12 protein-coding genes are annotated in these 15,097 nt (G+C 63.6%); 9 read left to right on the forward strand and 3 right to left on the reverse strand.

Going from position 1 to position 15,097, the window contains the following annotated elements; all coding sequences use genetic code 11:
- Positions 1-71 precede the first annotated feature (71 nt).
- Together H620_RS0100085 and H620_RS0100090 are read left to right on the forward strand one after the other, a co-directional pair.
- Positions 72-1,277, forward strand: coding sequence for a cysteine desulfurase (locus tag H620_RS0100085; RefSeq protein WP_023381981.1), 1,206 nt, complete (start codon positions 72-74; stop codon positions 1,275-1,277).
- On the forward strand, positions 1,274-1,687 hold the full coding sequence (locus H620_RS0100090; protein WP_027906530.1) for a SufE family protein: 414 nt from the start codon (positions 1,274-1,276) through the stop codon (positions 1,685-1,687). Before H620_RS0100085 ends, H620_RS0100090 begins: the two co-directional genes overlap by 4 nt.
- A gap of 40 nt (positions 1,688-1,727) precedes the next feature.
- Here H620_RS0100090 and tcdA read toward each other — a convergent pair whose 3' ends face one another.
- Entirely contained in the window at positions 1,728-2,537 is an 810-nt protein-coding gene (gene tcdA / locus H620_RS0100095) for a tRNA cyclic N6-threonylcarbamoyladenosine(37) synthase TcdA (protein ID WP_049818684.1), read from the reverse strand.
- Positions 2,538-2,658: 121 nt separating this feature from the next.
- On the opposite strand from tcdA, the gene H620_RS0100100 reads away from it, so the two are divergent.
- The 4 genes from H620_RS0100100 to H620_RS0100115 all read left to right on the forward strand — a co-directional run bounded on the left by H620_RS0100100 (position 2,659) and on the right by H620_RS0100115 (position 7,711).
- The gene (locus H620_RS0100100) at positions 2,659-5,250 is read left to right on the forward strand and encodes a glycosyltransferase (protein WP_023381984.1); all 2,592 of its coding nucleotides are present in this window, start codon (positions 2,659-2,661) and stop codon (positions 5,248-5,250) included.
- A 105-nt stretch (positions 5,251-5,355) separates the two neighbouring features.
- Complete coding sequence (gene dapE, locus H620_RS0100105; protein WP_023381985.1) at positions 5,356-6,507, forward strand: succinyl-diaminopimelate desuccinylase; 1,152 nt, start codon at positions 5,356-5,358, stop codon at positions 6,505-6,507.
- Complete coding sequence (locus H620_RS0100110; protein WP_027906532.1) at positions 6,507-7,319, forward strand: putative RNA methyltransferase; 813 nt, start codon at positions 6,507-6,509, stop codon at positions 7,317-7,319. The genes dapE and H620_RS0100110 overlap by 1 nt, the downstream gene beginning before the upstream one ends.
- A gap of 17 nt (positions 7,320-7,336) precedes the next feature.
- On the forward strand, positions 7,337-7,711 hold the full coding sequence (locus H620_RS0100115; protein ID WP_027906533.1) for a hypothetical protein: 375 nt from the start codon (positions 7,337-7,339) through the stop codon (positions 7,709-7,711).
- A 104-nt stretch (positions 7,712-7,815) separates the two neighbouring features.
- Here H620_RS0100115 and H620_RS0100120 read toward each other — a convergent pair whose 3' ends face one another.
- A complete protein-coding gene (locus H620_RS0100120; protein WP_003252255.1) occupies positions 7,816-8,025 on the reverse strand; it encodes a cold-shock protein in 210 nt (69 codons plus the stop codon).
- A 231-nt stretch (positions 8,026-8,256) separates the two neighbouring features.
- Here H620_RS0100120 and plsB point away from each other — a divergent pair, with 231 nt between their 5' ends.
- The 3 genes from plsB (at position 8,257) to H620_RS0100135 (ending at position 11,941) form a co-directional block, all read left to right on the forward strand.
- Complete coding sequence (plsB, locus tag H620_RS0100125; RefSeq protein WP_023381988.1) at positions 8,257-10,743, forward strand: glycerol-3-phosphate 1-O-acyltransferase PlsB; 2,487 nt, start codon at positions 8,257-8,259, stop codon at positions 10,741-10,743.
- 77 nt (positions 10,744-10,820) lie between these two features.
- Positions 10,821-11,219, forward strand: coding sequence for a YbaY family lipoprotein (locus tag H620_RS0100130; protein WP_023381989.1), 399 nt, complete (start codon positions 10,821-10,823; stop codon positions 11,217-11,219).
- A 32-nt stretch (positions 11,220-11,251) separates the two neighbouring features.
- A complete protein-coding gene (locus H620_RS0100135) occupies positions 11,252-11,941 on the forward strand; it encodes a DUF4197 domain-containing protein (RefSeq protein WP_023381990.1) in 690 nt (229 codons plus the stop codon).
- 87 nt (positions 11,942-12,028) lie between these two features.
- On the opposite strand, the gene H620_RS0100140 is transcribed toward H620_RS0100135, so the two are convergent.
- On the reverse strand, positions 12,029-15,094 hold the full coding sequence (locus H620_RS0100140) for an efflux RND transporter permease subunit (RefSeq protein WP_023381991.1): 3,066 nt from the start codon (positions 15,092-15,094) through the stop codon (positions 12,029-12,031).
- Positions 15,095-15,097 lie beyond the last annotated feature (3 nt).

Consider the following 15,097-nt stretch of genomic DNA (forward strand, 5'->3'; position numbering starts at 1 on the left):
GCACGGTTTGAAGTGATAAGATCGGGTCTGGCGTAATGCCAGACCCGATTTTCATTCCAGGCCTTGCGAACATGTTCCAGCCCTCCCCCTGGCGTGCCGATTTCCCCGCCATCGCCGCCCTGCAACGGCAGCACCAGACCTACCTGGACAGCGCCGCCACCACCCAGAAACCCCAGGCGCTGCTCGATGCCCTGAGCCATTACTACGGTCATGGTGCAGCCAATGTGCATCGCGCCCAGCACCTTCCCGGCGCCCTGGCGACCCAAGCGTTCGAAACCAGCCGGGACAAGGTCGCCGCCTGGCTCAACGCCGCCGATGCCCAGCAGATCGTGTTCACTCACGGAGCCACTTCGGCACTGAACCTGTTGGCCTATGGGCTTGAGCACCGTTTCGAGGCCGGTGACGAAATCGCTGTCAGCGCCCTGGAACACCACGCCAACCTGTTGCCGTGGCAACAACTGGCGCGACGGCGCAATCTGCGCCTGGTGGTGTTGCCGCTGGACGCACACGGACGCATCGACCTTGACCCGGCCCTGCAACTGATCGGGCCGCGCACCCGGGTCCTGGCGGTCAGCCAGTTGTCCAACGTACTGGGTACCTGGCAGCCGCTACCTGCCTTGCTCGCCCATGCCCGTGCCCAAGGCGCGATCACGGTGGTCGACGGCGCCCAGGGGGTGGTCCATGGCCGCCATGACGTGCAGCAACTGGGCTGCGACTTCTACGTGTTCTCCAGTCACAAGCTATACGGGCCGGACGGCGTTGGCGTGCTCTACGGCCGGCGCCAGGCCCTTGACCTGCTGCATCACTGGCAATTCGGTGGCGAGATGGTGCAAATGGCCGATTATCAGAGCGCCAGTTTCCGGCCAGCGCCGCTGGGGTTCGAGGCAGGAACACCGCCCATTGCCGGCGTGATTGGCTTGGGCGCAACCCTTGATTACCTCGCCAGCCTCGACGTCCATGCCGTCGAGAACCACGAAGCGAGCCTGCACCAGCACCTGCTGCGAGGCCTGGCGGACCGCGACGGTATTCGTGTACTCGGCACACCCCAGGCGGCCTTGGCCAGTTTCGTCATCGAAGGCGTGCACAACGCCGATATCGCCCATCTGCTGACCGAGCAAGGCATCGCCGTGCGCGCCGGCCATCATTGCGCAATGCCGCTGCTCAAGGGTTTGGGGCTGGAGGGGGCGATTCGGGTGTCGTTGGGGATCTACAACGACAGCGACGACCTGCAACGGTTCTTCGCTGCGCTGGACCAAGGCCTGGAGTTGCTGCGATGAACTTGTCAGAGCAGGCGCGCCAGGCGCGGGAGAGCTTCGAACAAGCGCGCGGCTGGGAGCAGCGGGCACGACTGCTGATGCAGTGGGGCGAACGGCTGGAACCGCTGGAGGACACGCAGAAGACCGAGAGCAATCGGGTGCATGGCTGTGAGAGCCTTGTGTGGCTGGTGGCCACTCAGGTCGACGGCCAATGGCAGTTCAAGGCGGCCAGCGATGCGCGCTTATTGCGCGGGTTGCTGGCGCTGCTGCTGGTTCGGGTGCAAGGCTTGGCCACCAGCGAACTGAGCAGGCTGGATCTGCAAGGCTGGTTCACCCAACTGGGCCTTGAGCGCCAATTGTCGCCGTCGCGCAGCAACGGGCTGCATGCGGTGTTGCAGCGGATGGCGCAGTTGACGCTGGATCAGCGCTGAAGCGATCGCGCAAGCTGGCCTTTACGGGGTCGGCTTGCGGCTACTGGGCCTTGACCCGCTCCGAAGGCCGCCGCGCGCCTGCCACCAGCTTCTCTATTGCCTTGCTCGCCGCCACCATGCCGAACGTCGCGGTCACCATCATCACCGCGCCGAAGCCCCCGGCGCAATCCAGGCGCACGCCTTCACCGACGAAGCTCTTCTGCAGGCACACGCTGCCGTCGCCCTTCGGATAGCGCAGTTGCTCGCTGGAAAACACGCACGGTACGCCATAGTTGCGGCTCACGTTGCGCGAGAAGTTGTAGTCGCGGCGCAGGGTCGAGCGTACCCGTGACGCCAGTGGGTCATTGAAGGTCTTGTTGAGGTCGCCGACCTGGATCTGGGTCGGATCGATCTGCCCACCGGCGCCCCCGGTGGTGACGATGGCAATCTTCCGCCGCCGGCACCAGGCGATCAGCGCGGCCTTGGCCATCACACTGTCGATGCAGTCGATGACGCAGTCCATCTGCTCGGTGATGTATTCGGCCATGGTATCGCGGGTGACGAAGTCGGCCACCGCATGCACCGTGCAGGCAGGGTTGATCGCCCGCAGGCGCTCGGCCATGACGTCGACCTTGGGCCGCCCCACCTGCCCCTCCAGCGCATGCGCCTGACGGTTGGTGTTGCTGACGCACACATCGTCGAGGTCGAACAGGGTGATTTCGCCCACGCCACTGCGGGCCAGGGCCTCGGCCGCCCACGAGCCAACCCCGCCGATGCCGACGACCGCCACATGGGCCTGGCTCAGTCGTTGCAGGCCTTCGTCGCCGTACAGCCGGGCTACGCCGGCAAAGCGTGGATCTTCTGTGCTCATGTTGATACCCCGAAAAAACCGGCGCGCATTATAGGCCAAGAGCGCTTGTGGCCTCCATCGTTAGGAAAGTACCTACCAACCCTGCTTTAATGTCCTATCCCTTCGACAGAATTGAACGAACATGTCTTCACGCAAATTCGGCCTCAATCTGGTGGTGGTGCTGGCCATTGCCGCGCTGTTCACCGGGTTCTGGGCGCTTATCAACCGGCCGGTCACCGCACCAGCCTGGCCGGAACAGATCTCTGGTTTGTCGTACTCGCCCTTCCGTCTTGGCGAGAGTCCGCAAAAGGGCCAATACCCCAGCGACGATGAGATACGCCAGGACCTGGAGCAGATGAGCAAGCTGACCGACAGCATCCGCATCTACACCGTCGAGGGCACCCAGGCCGACATTCCCCGCCTGGCCGAAGAACTTGGCCTGCGCGTGACCTTGGGAATCTGGATCAGCCCGGACCTTGAGCGTAACGAACGCGAAATCGCCACGGCCATCGAACTGGCCAACAAATCCCGCAGCGTGGTGCGGGTGGTCGTCGGCAACGAGGCGCTGTTCCGCGAAGAGGTCACGCCCGAGGCGCTCATCCAGTACCTGGACCGCGTGCGCGCCGCGGTGAAGGTGCCGGTCACCACCAGTGAACAATGGCACATCTGGAAGGAACACCCCGAGCTCGCCAAGCATGTCGACCTGATTGCCGCACACATCCTGCCCTACTGGGAATTCGTGCCGATGAAGGACTCGGTCGAGTTCGTGCTCGACCGCGCCCGTGAGCTCAAGCAGCAGTTCCCGCGCAAGCCATTGCTGCTGTCGGAGGTGGGCTGGCCGAGCAACGGTCGCATGCGCGGCGGTGCCGACGCCACTCAGGCTGACCAGGCCATCTACCTGCGCACACTGGTCAATACCCTGAACCGGCGAGGCTACAACTACTTCGTCATCGAAGCCTACGACCAACCCTGGAAGGCCAGCGACGAAGGATCCGTGGGTGCTTACTGGGGCGTATTCAATGCCGAGCGCCAGCAGAAGTTCAACTTCGACGGGCCAGTGGTGGCGATCCCGCAATGGCGGGCTCTGGCGGTGGCCTCGGTGGTGCTGGCGATGATCGCGCTCACCGTACTGCTGATCGATGGCTCGGCCCTGCGCCAGCGCGGGCGCACCTTCCTGACCTTCATCACCTTCCTGTGCGGGTCGGTGCTGGTGTGGATCGCCTACGACTACAGCCAGCAGTACAGCACCTGGTTCAGCCTGACCGTGGGCGTGTTGCTGGCGCTCGGCGCACTGGGGGTATTCATCGTCCTGTTGACCGAAGCCCACGAGCTGGCCGAAGCCGTGTGGATTCACAAACGGCGTCGCGAGTTTCTGCCAGTACAGGCCGATACCGCCTATCGGCCGAAGGTGTCGGTGCATGTGCCGTGCTACAACGAGCCACCGGACATGGTCAAGCAGACCCTCGATGCCCTCGCGGCGCTCGATTACCCGGATTACGAAGTGCTGGTGATCGACAACAACACCAAGGACCCTGCCGTGTGGGAGCCCCTCAAGGCCCACTGCGAGAAACTGGGCGAGCGCTTCAAGTTCTTCCACGTCGCCCCGCTGGCCGGCTTCAAGGGTGGCGCGCTCAACTACCTGATTCCGCACACGGCCAAGGACGCCGAAGTGATCGCCGTCATCGATTCGGACTACTGCGTGGACCGCAACTGGCTCAAGCACATGGTGCCGCACTTCGCCGACCCGAAGATCGCCGTGGTGCAGTCGCCCCAGGACTACCGCGACCAGCACGAGAGTGCCTTCAAGAAACTGTGCTACAGCGAGTACAAGGGCTTTTTCCACATTGGCATGGTCACCCGCAACGACCGTGACGCGATTATCCAGCACGGCACCATGACCATGACCCGGCGCAGTGTGCTGGAGGAGCTGGGTTGGGCCGAATGGTGCATCTGCGAGGATGCCGAACTGGGCCTGCGCGTGTTCGAGAAGGGCCTGTCCGCGGCGTACGCCCACAACAGTTACGGCAAAGGGCTGATGCCCGACACCTTCATCGACTTCAAGAAGCAGCGTTTCCGCTGGGCCTACGGCGCCATCCAGATCATCAAGCACCACGCCGGCGCTTTGTTGCGCGGCAAGGGCAGCGAATTGACCCGTGGCCAGCGCTACCACTTCCTGGCCGGGTGGCTGCCGTGGATCGCAGACGGCATGAACATCTTCTTCACGGTCGGCGCGCTGCTGTGGTCGGCGGCGATGATCATCGTGCCGCACCGGGTCGACCCGCCGCTGATGATTTTCGCCATTCCGCCGCTGGCGCTGTTCTTCTTCAAGGTCGGCAAGATCATCTTCCTCTATCGCCGGGCGGTCGGGGTCAACCTCAAGGACGCATTCGCCGCGGCCCTGGCAGGGCTGGCACTGTCGCATACCATCGCCAAGGCAGTGCTGTACGGTTTTTTCACCAGCAGCATGCCGTTCTTCCGCACACCGAAGAATGCTGACAGCCATGGACTGATGGTGGCGATTTCCGAGGCGCGGGAAGAGCTGTTCATCATGTTGCTGCTGTGGGGCGCGGCGGCCGGGATCTACCTGGTGCAAGGGCTGCCGAGTTCGGACATGCGCTTCTGGGTGGCGATGTTGCTGGTGCAGTCGCTGCCGTATCTGGCGGCGCTGGTGATGGCATTCCTTTCGTCGCTGCCCAAGCCTGCGGACAAGCTGGCAGAGCCACAGGAGGCCTGAGCTTGCGGGGCCGCACTGCGGCCCCAATGCCCCGTGCCGACACACCTTGTTTGATATAAGATAACGCCCCTCGTTTTCTCGCCTTGCCTTGCCCCGGAGTCCCCCATGACGGCCCCAGCCGAGCTCTCGCCTACCCTTCAACTGGCCTGCGACCTGATCCGTCGCCCCTCGGTCACCCCCGTCGACGCTGACTGCCAGGCGCAGATGATGAATCGTCTGGGCGCCGTCGGCTTCCAGCTCGAGCCGATGCGCATCGAGGACGTCGACAACTTCTGGGCCACCCACGGTACCCAGGACGGTCCGGTGCTGTGCTTCGCCGGCCACACCGATGTGGTCCCCACCGGCCCGGTACAGCAATGGCAGCATGAGCCCTTCGAGGCCCTGATCGATGCCGATGGCATGCTCTGCGGACGCGGCGCCGCCGACATGAAAGGCAGCCTGGCCTCCATGGTGGTAGCCAGCGAGCGCTTCGTGCGCGACTACCCCGACCACCGTGGCAAGGTCGCCTTCCTGATCACCAGCGACGAAGAAGGCCCGGCCCATCACGGCACCAAGGCCGTGGTGGAGCGCCTGAAGGCGCGCAACGAGCGCCTGGACTGGTGCATCGTCGGCGAACCGTCGAGCACCACCCTGCTCGGCGACGTGGTCAAGAATGGCCGTCGTGGCTCGCTCGGCGCCAAGCTGACCGTGCGCGGTAAGCAGGGCCATGTGGCCTACCCACACCTGGCACGCAACCCGATCCACCTGGCGGCACCTGCCCTGGCGGAACTGGCCGCCGAGCATTGGGACGAGGGCAACGCATTCTTCCCACCTACCAGCTTCCAGATTTCCAACCTCAACTCCGGCACTGGCGCCACCAACGTCGTGCCGGGCGAGCTGACCGCCCTGTTCAACTTCCGCTTCTCCACCGAATCGACCGTCGAAGGCCTGCAAGCGCGGGTCTCGGCCATCCTCGACAAGCACGAGCTGGACTGGACGATCGACTGGGCGTTGTCTGGCCTGCCCTTCCTCACCGAGCCAGGCGACCTGCTCGATGCCGTGTCGGCCAGCATCAAAGACGTTACCGGCCGCGAAACCCAGCCGTCCACCAGCGGCGGCACCTCGGACGGTCGCTTCATCGCCACCATGGGTACACAGGTGGTCGAACTGGGCCCGGTGAATGCCACCATCCACCAGGTGGACGAGCGGATCCTGGCCAGCGACCTCGACCTGCTGACCGAGATCTACTACCAGACCCTCGTCCGGTTGCTCGCCTGATGCTTGCCTGCCCTCTCTGCCAGGCGGCCCTGACGCGGCTCGACAATGGCGTCGTGTGCCCTGCGGGGCACCGTTTCGATCGCGCGCGCCAGGGTTACCTCAACCTGCTGCCGGTGCAGCACAAGAACAGCCGCGACCCCGGCGACAACCAGGCCATGGTCGAGGCGCGCCGCGACTTCCTCGAAGCCGGGCACTACGCCCCGGTGGCCCGGCGCCTGGCCGAGCTGGCCGCCGAGCGCCAACCCGGTGCCTGGCTGGACATCGGCTGCGGCGAAGGCTATTACACCGCGCAGATCGCCCAGGCACTGCCATCGGCCGACGGCTATGCCCTGGACATCTCCCGCGAGGCCGTCAAGCGCGCCTGCCGCCGTGAGCCGTCGGTCACCTGGATGGTCGCCAGCATGGCCCGTGTGCCGCTGGCGGACGCCAGCTGCCAGTTCATCGCCAGCGTGTTCAGCCCGCTGGAGTGGGCCGAGGCCAAGCGCCTGCTAGGCCCAGGCGGCGGCCTGATGCGGGTCGGTCCAACCAGCGGTCACCTGATGGAGCTGCGGGAAGTGCTCTACGATGAAGTACGCCCTTACGCCGACGACAAGCATCTGGCCCTGGTACCGGAAGGCATGGTTCACGCCCATCACGAGGTCCTTGAATTCCGCCTGAGCCTGGTCGAACCCAAGGCCCGCGCCGACCTGCTGGCCATGACCCCGCATGGCTGGCGTGCCAGCGCCGAAAGACGAACGCGGGTGATCGAACAGCCCGAGCCGTTCGAGGTGACGGTTTCCATGCGATATGACTATTTCGTGCGCCAAGACTGAGCACATCCGGAGCCCCCATGCGCCAACCTGATATCGAGATCTACCTCAAGGACGCCGACGTCGACCACCAGCGAATTGCCCAATGGCTCGCCGAGGCGATCGGCTCTTGCAGTGAGTGGCAACAGAAAGGCCAGACCTTCAAATGCAAGGCCGGTAACATTCCAGTCACTTGGTTACCCAAGGCTGTAGGGAAATGGAACAGCCTTTACCTGGAAAGCGACCAGACGCCATGGGAGGATGACGTCGCCTGCGCCCGCGCCGCATTCGCCGCGCTGGGCGTGGAAGTGCGCTGTGCGCCAGGTGGCTGGGTCGAGGAAGACGGTGAAGAAGATGCCGACCGCTGGGTCCGCATCAGCGCCGACGGTGAAGAAGAAATCACCTGGCGTACCTGAGCGTTTACCTGGTAGGAGCCGACTGGCCGACGACGCGGACGCCGAAGCACCCGATCCCAGCTTCGTGGGTGATCGCCGGCTAGCCGACTCCTACAACCCGGGGCTCAGAGCCCGACTACGTCCTCGGCCTGCAGGCCTTTCTGGCCCTGCACGCAGGCGTATTCCACCCGCTGACCTTCGACCAGGGTACGATGCCCCTCACCGCGGATCGCCCGATAGTGGACGAAGACATCCGCACCACCTTCGCGCTGAATGAAGCCATAGCCCTTGGCATCGTTGAACCACTTTACATTCCCAGTCTCACGAGACGACATCTGAACTACTCCGGATTTTTATTGTGAAGATCGCCTTGTAGGCACAGGGTCACGGACCTGTGCCGACGCCGCTTGCCGAAATATCCTGCAAGTGGCAGGCCGAGTATATGACACAGAACAAAAAAATTTCATGACTGCCCTGCCAATTACCGTATTTTGCTGAACTTGCGCATATACGGCAGACTAACTGGCTGGAAATTCATTGAAATTCACACCCAAGGCTCACACCCCATGACCCGTTCTCCCCTGCGCCGCCTGATCTTCGGTGCCCTGCGCCGCGTGCTTTACCTGTGGGTGCGCTCCGAGACCATCAACCAGTCGTCCTTGACCCTCAAGCTCGACCGCAGTCGCCCGGTGTTCTACGCCCTGCCTTCGCCATCGCTCACCGACCTGGCCGTGGTCGACCGCGAATGCACCAAAGCAGGGCTGCCACGCCCGGTACTGCCCGTGGCCGTGGGCACCCTGCACGAACCTGCCGCCTTCTTCTACCTCACGCCCGACCCGGACTGGCTGGGGCGCCACGACAAGCGTGGCGCCCCACCGACACTGGAGCGCCTGGTGGCGGCCGTGAGCCAACATGCCGAGGAGGATGCCCAGATCATCCCGGTCAGCGTCTTCTGGGGGCAGACGCCTGCCAGCGAATCCAGCCCCTGGAAATTGCTGTTCGCCGACAGCTGGGCTGTCACCGGCCGCCTGCGCCGACTGCTGACCATCCTCATTCTGGGCCGCAAGACCCGTGTGCAGTTCTCCGCCCCCATTCACCTGCGCGAACTGGTACAGCACAACAAAGGGCACGAGCGAACCGTGCGCATGGCCCAACGCTTGATGCGCGTGCACTTTCGCAACCTCAAGACCGCGGTCATCGGCCCCGATCTGTCGCACCGACGCAACCTGGTCAAAGGCCTGGTTCACGACCCCCTGGTGCGCCAGGCGATCACTGACGAAGCCGAACGACAGAATATCCCGTATGCCAAGGCCGAAGCCCAGGCGCTGCGCTATGGCAATGAGATCGCCTCGGACTACACCTACACCGCCATCCGCTTCCTGGAAGTGGTGCTCAGCTGGTTCTGGAACAAGATCTACGACGGCATCAAGGTCAACCATATCGAGCAGGTGCAGGGCATCGCCCCCGGCCACGAGGTGATCTACGTCCCTTGCCACCGCAGCCATATCGACTACCTGCTGCTGTCCTACCTGTTGTTCCGCAACGGCCTGACGCCGCCTCACATCGCCGCCGGGATCAACCTCAACATGCCGGTCATCGGCGGCTTGCTGCGCCGTGGCGGGGCGTTCTTCATGCGCCGCACCTTCAAGGGCAACCCGCTGTACACGGCGGTTTTCAACGAGTACCTGCACACCCTGTTCACCAAGGGCTTCCCGGTGGAGTACTTCGTCGAGGGTGGCAGGTCGCGCACCGGTCGGATGCTGCAGCCACGCACGGGGATGCTGGCCATCACCCTGCGCAGCTTCCTGCGCTCGTCGCGTACGCCAATCGTTTTCGTGCCGGTGTACATCGGTTACGAGCGCGTGCTCGAAGGCCGCACCTACCTAGGCGAGCTGAGGGGGGCGAGCAAGAAGAAAGAGTCGATCTTCGACATCTTCAAGGTCCTGGGGGCGCTGAAGCAGCGCTTTGGTCAGGTCTACGTCAACTTCGGCGAGCCGATCCGCCTGGCAGGCTTCCTCGATCAGCAGCAACCCGGCTGGCGCGACCAGCAGCTGGCCCCACAATTTCGCCCAACCTGGCTCAACGAAGCCACCACACGCCTGGGTGAGACCGTGGCCCGCCACCTGAACGAGGCGGCGGCGGTCAACCCGGTCAACCTGGTGGCGCTGGCGCTGCTGTCCACCAGCCGCCTCGCCTTGGACGAACGGGCGCTGAGCCGTGTCCTCGACCTGTACCTGGCCCTGCTGCGTCAGGTGCCCTACTCGCCTCATACCACGTTGCCCGAGGGCGATGGCTTGGCACTGATCGAACACGTCAGGCGCATGGACCTGCTGTCCGAGCAGAAGGATGCCCTGGGCCGAATCCTCTACCTGGATGAAGCCAACGCGGTACTGATGACCTATTACCGCAACAACGTCCTGCACATCTTCGCCCTGCCAGCACTGCTGGCGAGCTTCTTCCTCAGCAGCTCGCGCATGAGCCGCGAGCTGCTTGGTCAGTACGTGCATGCGCTGTATCCGTACCTGCAGGCCGAACTGTTCCTGCGCTGGACGCCAGAGCAACTGGACGAGGTGATCGACCAATGGCTTGCAGCGCTGGTGGCACAGGGCCTGCTGCGCCAGGAGAACGACCTGTACATGCGCCCGGCACCGAGCTCGCGTCAATTCGTCCTGCTGACCCTGCTCGCCCGAACCATCACCCAGACCCTGCAGCGCTTCTACATGGCCACCTCGCTGCTGCTCAACAGCGGGCAGAACACCCTGAGTGCTGAAGAACTGGAAGACCTCAGCGTGATGATGGCCCAGCGACTGTCGATCCTGCATGGCCTGAACGCCCCGGAGTTCTTCGACAAGACCCTGTTCCGCCATTTCATCCAGACGCTGGTCGAGCAGAATGTGCTGCGCCCCGATGGCAACGGCAAGCTGGGCTACCACGACAAACTGGGCGAGCTAGCCGAGGGCGTGGCCAAGCGAGTGCTGTCGGCGGAGTTGCGCTTGTCGATACGGCAGGTGGCCCTGCACCGTGACGATCCCTTGGAAACTTCGCAGCCCTGAAGGCTTCGCGGGGAGTGAAAATCCGCTACAGTCCCTGGGGTTGGCCACAAGCCAGCTCCAAGGACACCGGAGATTCCATGAAAAAACTCTTTATGCTGTGTTGCGCATCCCTGCTCGCAGCCTGCTCCAGCCACACCCCGTCCAACCAGGCCAGCCTGGAGGGCGAAGTCTTCTACTTGCAGCGCATGGCCCTGCCACCGACAGCCACCTTGAGCGTGAGCCTGCAGGACGTTTCTTTGATGGACGCGCCAGCGGTCACCCTGGCCAGCCAGGCCGGGCCGGTCAAAGGCAACGTGCCGCTGCCGTTCCGTCTCAGCTATGACCCGGCCCACGTCAAGCCCGGCCACCGTTACGCGGTCAGCGCCCGCATCGAACTGAACGGCAAACTGTTGTTCATCAACACCGAACACCACGGCGTTAAACTCGATGGCAGTGACCAGCAGCCGGTACGCATCAAGGTCGATCCGGTTCGCTGAGCCTGTACATTTTCGTTGATAAGGAAATACTCATGATTCGCGCCTCCCTGCGCTTCACTACCCTGTGCGCCGGCCTGCTGCTGTCGGCCAGCGCCCTGGCCCTGTCGCTCGGCGACCTGAGCCAGAAAGACGCCACTGGCGGTCTGAAAGATGCCCTGACCCAGGGCGCCCAACTCGCCGTCAAGCAACTGAGCACCCCAGGCGGGTTCAGCAACAACCCGGATGTGCGCATCGAACTGCCGGGCAACCTGGGCAAGGCTGCCAAGGCGATGAAAATGTTCGGCAAGGGTGAACAGGTCGAAGCCCTGGAAAACAGCATGAACAAAGCCGCTGAAGCTGCCGTGCCGCAAGCCCAGGCGATTCTGGTCGATGCGGTGAAGAACATGAGCGTGACGGACGCCAAGGGCATCCTCAGCGGGGGTGACGATTCGGCGACCCAGTACCTGAACAAGAGCAGCCGCGAACAGATTCGCGCCAAGTTCCTGCCGATCGTCAAGCAGGCGACCGACAAGGTTGGCCTGGCCCAGCAGTACAACAACTTCGCCGGCCAAGCCGTGGCGTTGGGCGTGGTCGATGCCAAGAGCGCAAGCATCGAGAACTACGTGACCGAGAAGGCACTGGATGGCCTGTTCGAAATGATTGGCAAGCAAGAGCAGAGCATTCGCCAGAACCCGGCCGAGGCCGCTACCAGCCTGGCCAAGAAGGTGTTCGGCGCCCTCTGAGGCCTGATCGCGCAAGTCGGCCCCTACAACCGCGTGCGTAGGTGCCGGCTTGCCGGCGAAAGGAGGGCAACGCCCTCCTCACGCTCCTCAGCCCTTCTTCACCCTGAACCAAGCCGCATACAACGCCGGCAGGAACAGCAGCGTCAAAACGGTCGCAACGATCAACCCCCCCATGATCGCCACCGCCATCGGTCCGTAGAACACGCTGCGCGACAGCGGAATCATTGCCAGTACCGCCGCCAACGCAGTCAGCACGATGGGCCGGAACCGTCGTACCGTGGCCTCGATGATCGCTTGCCAACGCTCCATACCCGCCGCGATGTCCTGTTCGATCTGGTCCACCAGGATTACCGAGTTGCGCATGATCATCCCTGCCAGGGCAATGGTGCCGAGCATGGCGACGAAGCCAAACGGCTGGCGGAACACCAACAGGAACAAGGTCACGCCAATCAGCCCCAACGGCGCGGTGAGGAATACCATCACCGTGCGCGAGAAGCTGCGTAACTGGATCATCAGCAAGCTCAACACCACCACGATGAACAACGGCATGCCGGCGTTCACCGACTTCTGACCGCGCTCGGAGTCCTCCACCGTACCGCCAACCTCCAGCAAATAGCCGTCCGGCAGCTTGGCCCTGATGTCTTTCAAGGTCGGCTCGATCTGCCGCACCAGCGTTGCCGGTTGTTCGTTGTCGTAGATGTCCGCACGCACGGTGACGGTCGGCAGGCGGTTGCGGTGCCAGATGATGCCTTCCTCGAAACCATACTCCAGGGTCGCGACCTGCGAGAGCGCAACGCTCTGGCCGTTGTCGGTGGGTAACGCCAGGCTGCCGAGGTTGCCCAACTGGCTGCGTTCCTGCGGGGTACCGCGCAGCAGGATCTCGATCAGCTCGTTGTCTTCACGGTACTGGCTCACCGAAGTGCCGGTGAGCGAGCTTTGCAGGAAGCTCGACAGATGCGAGGTGCTCACGCCGAGGGCTCGCGCACGATCCTGATCGATTTCCAGGAACACCGCCTTGCTCGGCTCCTCCCAGTCCAGGTGCACGTTCACCACATGAGGGTTCTCACGCACTTTTTCGGCCACCTCGCGGGCCAGGGCGCGGGCCTTCTCGATGTGCTCGCCGGTGACCCTGAACTGCACCGGATAGCCCACGGGCGGACCATTTTCCAGGCGCGTGACACGGGCGCGCAGGTCGGGGAACTGCTGGTCCATGGTGGCGATCAGCCAACTGCGCAGGCGCTCGCGGTCCTCCATCGACTTGGCCAGCACCACGAACTGGGCAAAGCTGGCGGCGGGCAACTGCTGGTCCAGTGGCAGGTAGAAGCGTGGCGAGCCGGTGCCCACGTATGCCACGTAGTTGTCGATGCCGTCCTGCTGCCTGAGCAGCGCTTCCAGTTGCTTGACCCGCTCGGCGGTATTGCTCAACGACGCGCCTTCGGCCAGCTTCAGGTCGACCATGAGCTCGGGACGACCCGAGGCTGGGAAGAACTGCTGGGGAACGAAGCGGAACAGCAGGATGCTGCCGACGAAAGCGGCGATGGTCAGCAGGATCACCGTCTTGCGACGCCGCACGCACCACTCCACCACGCGCCGTACCCGTTGGTAGAAAGGTGTGGCGTAGGGGTCTGGCGCGTGGCCGTCCTTGCCGTGCCGTGCGGCATGCAGTTTGGCCAGGTCTGGCAGCAGCCGTTCACCCAGGTAGGGCACGAACACCACGGCCGCCACCCATGAGGTCAGCAGGGCAATGGTCACCACCTGGAAGATCGAACGGGTATATTCGCCGGTGCTGGAGGCCGCCGTGGCAATCGGCAGGAAACCTGCAGCGGTGATCAGGGTCCCGGTGAGCATCGGGAATGCCGTGCTGCTCCAGGCGTAACTGGCCGCCTTGAGCCGGTCATAGCCCTGCTCCATCTTGATCGCCATCATCTCCACGGCAATGATGGCGTCATCGACCAGCAGGCCCAGGGCCAGCACCAGTGCGCCGAGCGAGATCTTGTGCAGGCCGATGCCGAAGTAGTGCATCGCGGCGAAGGTCATTGCCAACACCAGTGGAATGGCCAGGGCCACCACCAGGCCGGTGCGCAGGCCCAGGGAGAAGAAACTTACCAGCAGCACGATGGCCAGGGCTTCCACCAGCACCTGCACGAACTCGCCGACCCCAGCCTTTACCGCCGCCGGTTGGTCCGAAACCTTGCGCAGCTCCATGCCGGCCGGCAGGCCTCGAGCCAGGCGCTCGAATTCGCCCTCAAGCGCCTTGCCCAACACCAGGATATCGCCCCCGTCCTTCATCGATACCGCCAGGCCAATGGCATCCTCGCCCATGAAGCGCATGCGCGGCGCGGGCGGGTCGTTGAAGCCACGGTGCACATCGGCGACATCACCGATACGGAAGGTGCGATCCCCCACTCGAATAGGGAACTGACGAATCTGGTCGACACTGTCGAAACGCCCGCTCACCCGCAGTTGCAAGCGCTCGCTAGGGGTTTCGAAGAAGCCAGCCGTGCTGACCGCGTTCTGCTCGCGCAGAGCTTGCTGCACGGCCTCCAGCGGCACACCGAGGGTCGCCAGCTTGAGGTTGGACAGTTCGATCCAGATTTTCTCGTCCTGCAGGCCGATCAACTCGACCTTGCCCACATCCTTCACCCGCTGCAGCTGGATCTGGATACGGTCGGCGTAATCCTTGAGCACGGCGTAATCAAAGCCTTTGCCGGTGAGCGCGTAGATATTGCCGAAGGTCGTGCCGAATTCATCGTTGAAGAACGGCCCTTGAATTTCGGGCGGCAAGGTGTGGCGGATGTCCGCGACTTTCTTGCGGATTTGGTACCACAGCTCGGGGATGTCCTTGGAGTGCAACGCGTCACGGGCCATGAAGGTCACCTGGGACTCGCCAGGGCGGGAGAACGAGACGATCCGCTCGTACTCACCGGTTTCCATGAGCTTTTTCTCGATGCGCTCGGTGACCTGCCGCGATACTTCCTCGGCCGTGGCGCCGGGCCAGAGGGTGCGGATGACCATGGCCTTGAAGGTGAACGGTGGGTCCTCGCTCTGCCCCAGCTTGGTGTAGGACATGGCACCAATGGCGGCCAACAATATCATCAGGAACAGCACGATCTGGCGGTTACGCAGCGCCCATGCGGAAAGGTTGAAACCCATCGG

It is taken from the genome of Pseudomonas taiwanensis DSM 21245 (assembly GCF_000425785.1).
Taxonomy (GTDB): Bacteria; Pseudomonadota; Gammaproteobacteria; order Pseudomonadales; family Pseudomonadaceae; genus Aquipseudomonas; species Aquipseudomonas taiwanensis.

What these genes read in the sequence shown, in the direction of transcription:
- H620_RS0100085 (WP_023381981.1), top strand. Translation starts at nt 72, where the DNA reads ATGTTCCAGCCCTCCCCCTGGCGTGCCGATTTCCCCGCCATCGCCGCC.
- H620_RS0100090 (WP_027906530.1), top strand. Translation starts at nt 1,274, where the DNA reads ATGAACTTGTCAGAGCAGGCGCGCCAGGCGCGGGAGAGCTTCGAACAA.
- tcdA (WP_049818684.1), bottom strand. Translation starts at nt 2,537, where the DNA reads ATGAGCACAGAAGATCCACGCTTTGCCGGCGTAGCCCGGCTGTACGGC.
- H620_RS0100100 (WP_023381984.1), top strand. Translation starts at nt 2,659, where the DNA reads ATGTCTTCACGCAAATTCGGCCTCAATCTGGTGGTGGTGCTGGCCATT.
- dapE (WP_023381985.1), top strand. Translation starts at nt 5,356, where the DNA reads ATGACGGCCCCAGCCGAGCTCTCGCCTACCCTTCAACTGGCCTGCGAC.
- H620_RS0100110 (WP_027906532.1), top strand. Translation starts at nt 6,507, where the DNA reads ATGCTTGCCTGCCCTCTCTGCCAGGCGGCCCTGACGCGGCTCGACAAT.
- H620_RS0100115 (WP_027906533.1), top strand. Translation starts at nt 7,337, where the DNA reads ATGCGCCAACCTGATATCGAGATCTACCTCAAGGACGCCGACGTCGAC.
- H620_RS0100120 (WP_003252255.1), bottom strand. Translation starts at nt 8,025, where the DNA reads ATGTCGTCTCGTGAGACTGGGAATGTAAAGTGGTTCAACGATGCCAAG.
- plsB (WP_023381988.1), top strand. Translation starts at nt 8,257, where the DNA reads ATGACCCGTTCTCCCCTGCGCCGCCTGATCTTCGGTGCCCTGCGCCGC.
- H620_RS0100130 (WP_023381989.1), top strand. Translation starts at nt 10,821, where the DNA reads ATGAAAAAACTCTTTATGCTGTGTTGCGCATCCCTGCTCGCAGCCTGC.
- H620_RS0100135 (WP_023381990.1), top strand. Translation starts at nt 11,252, where the DNA reads ATGATTCGCGCCTCCCTGCGCTTCACTACCCTGTGCGCCGGCCTGCTG.
- H620_RS0100140 (WP_023381991.1), bottom strand. Translation starts at nt 15,094, where the DNA reads ATGGGTTTCAACCTTTCCGCATGGGCGCTGCGTAACCGCCAGATCGTG.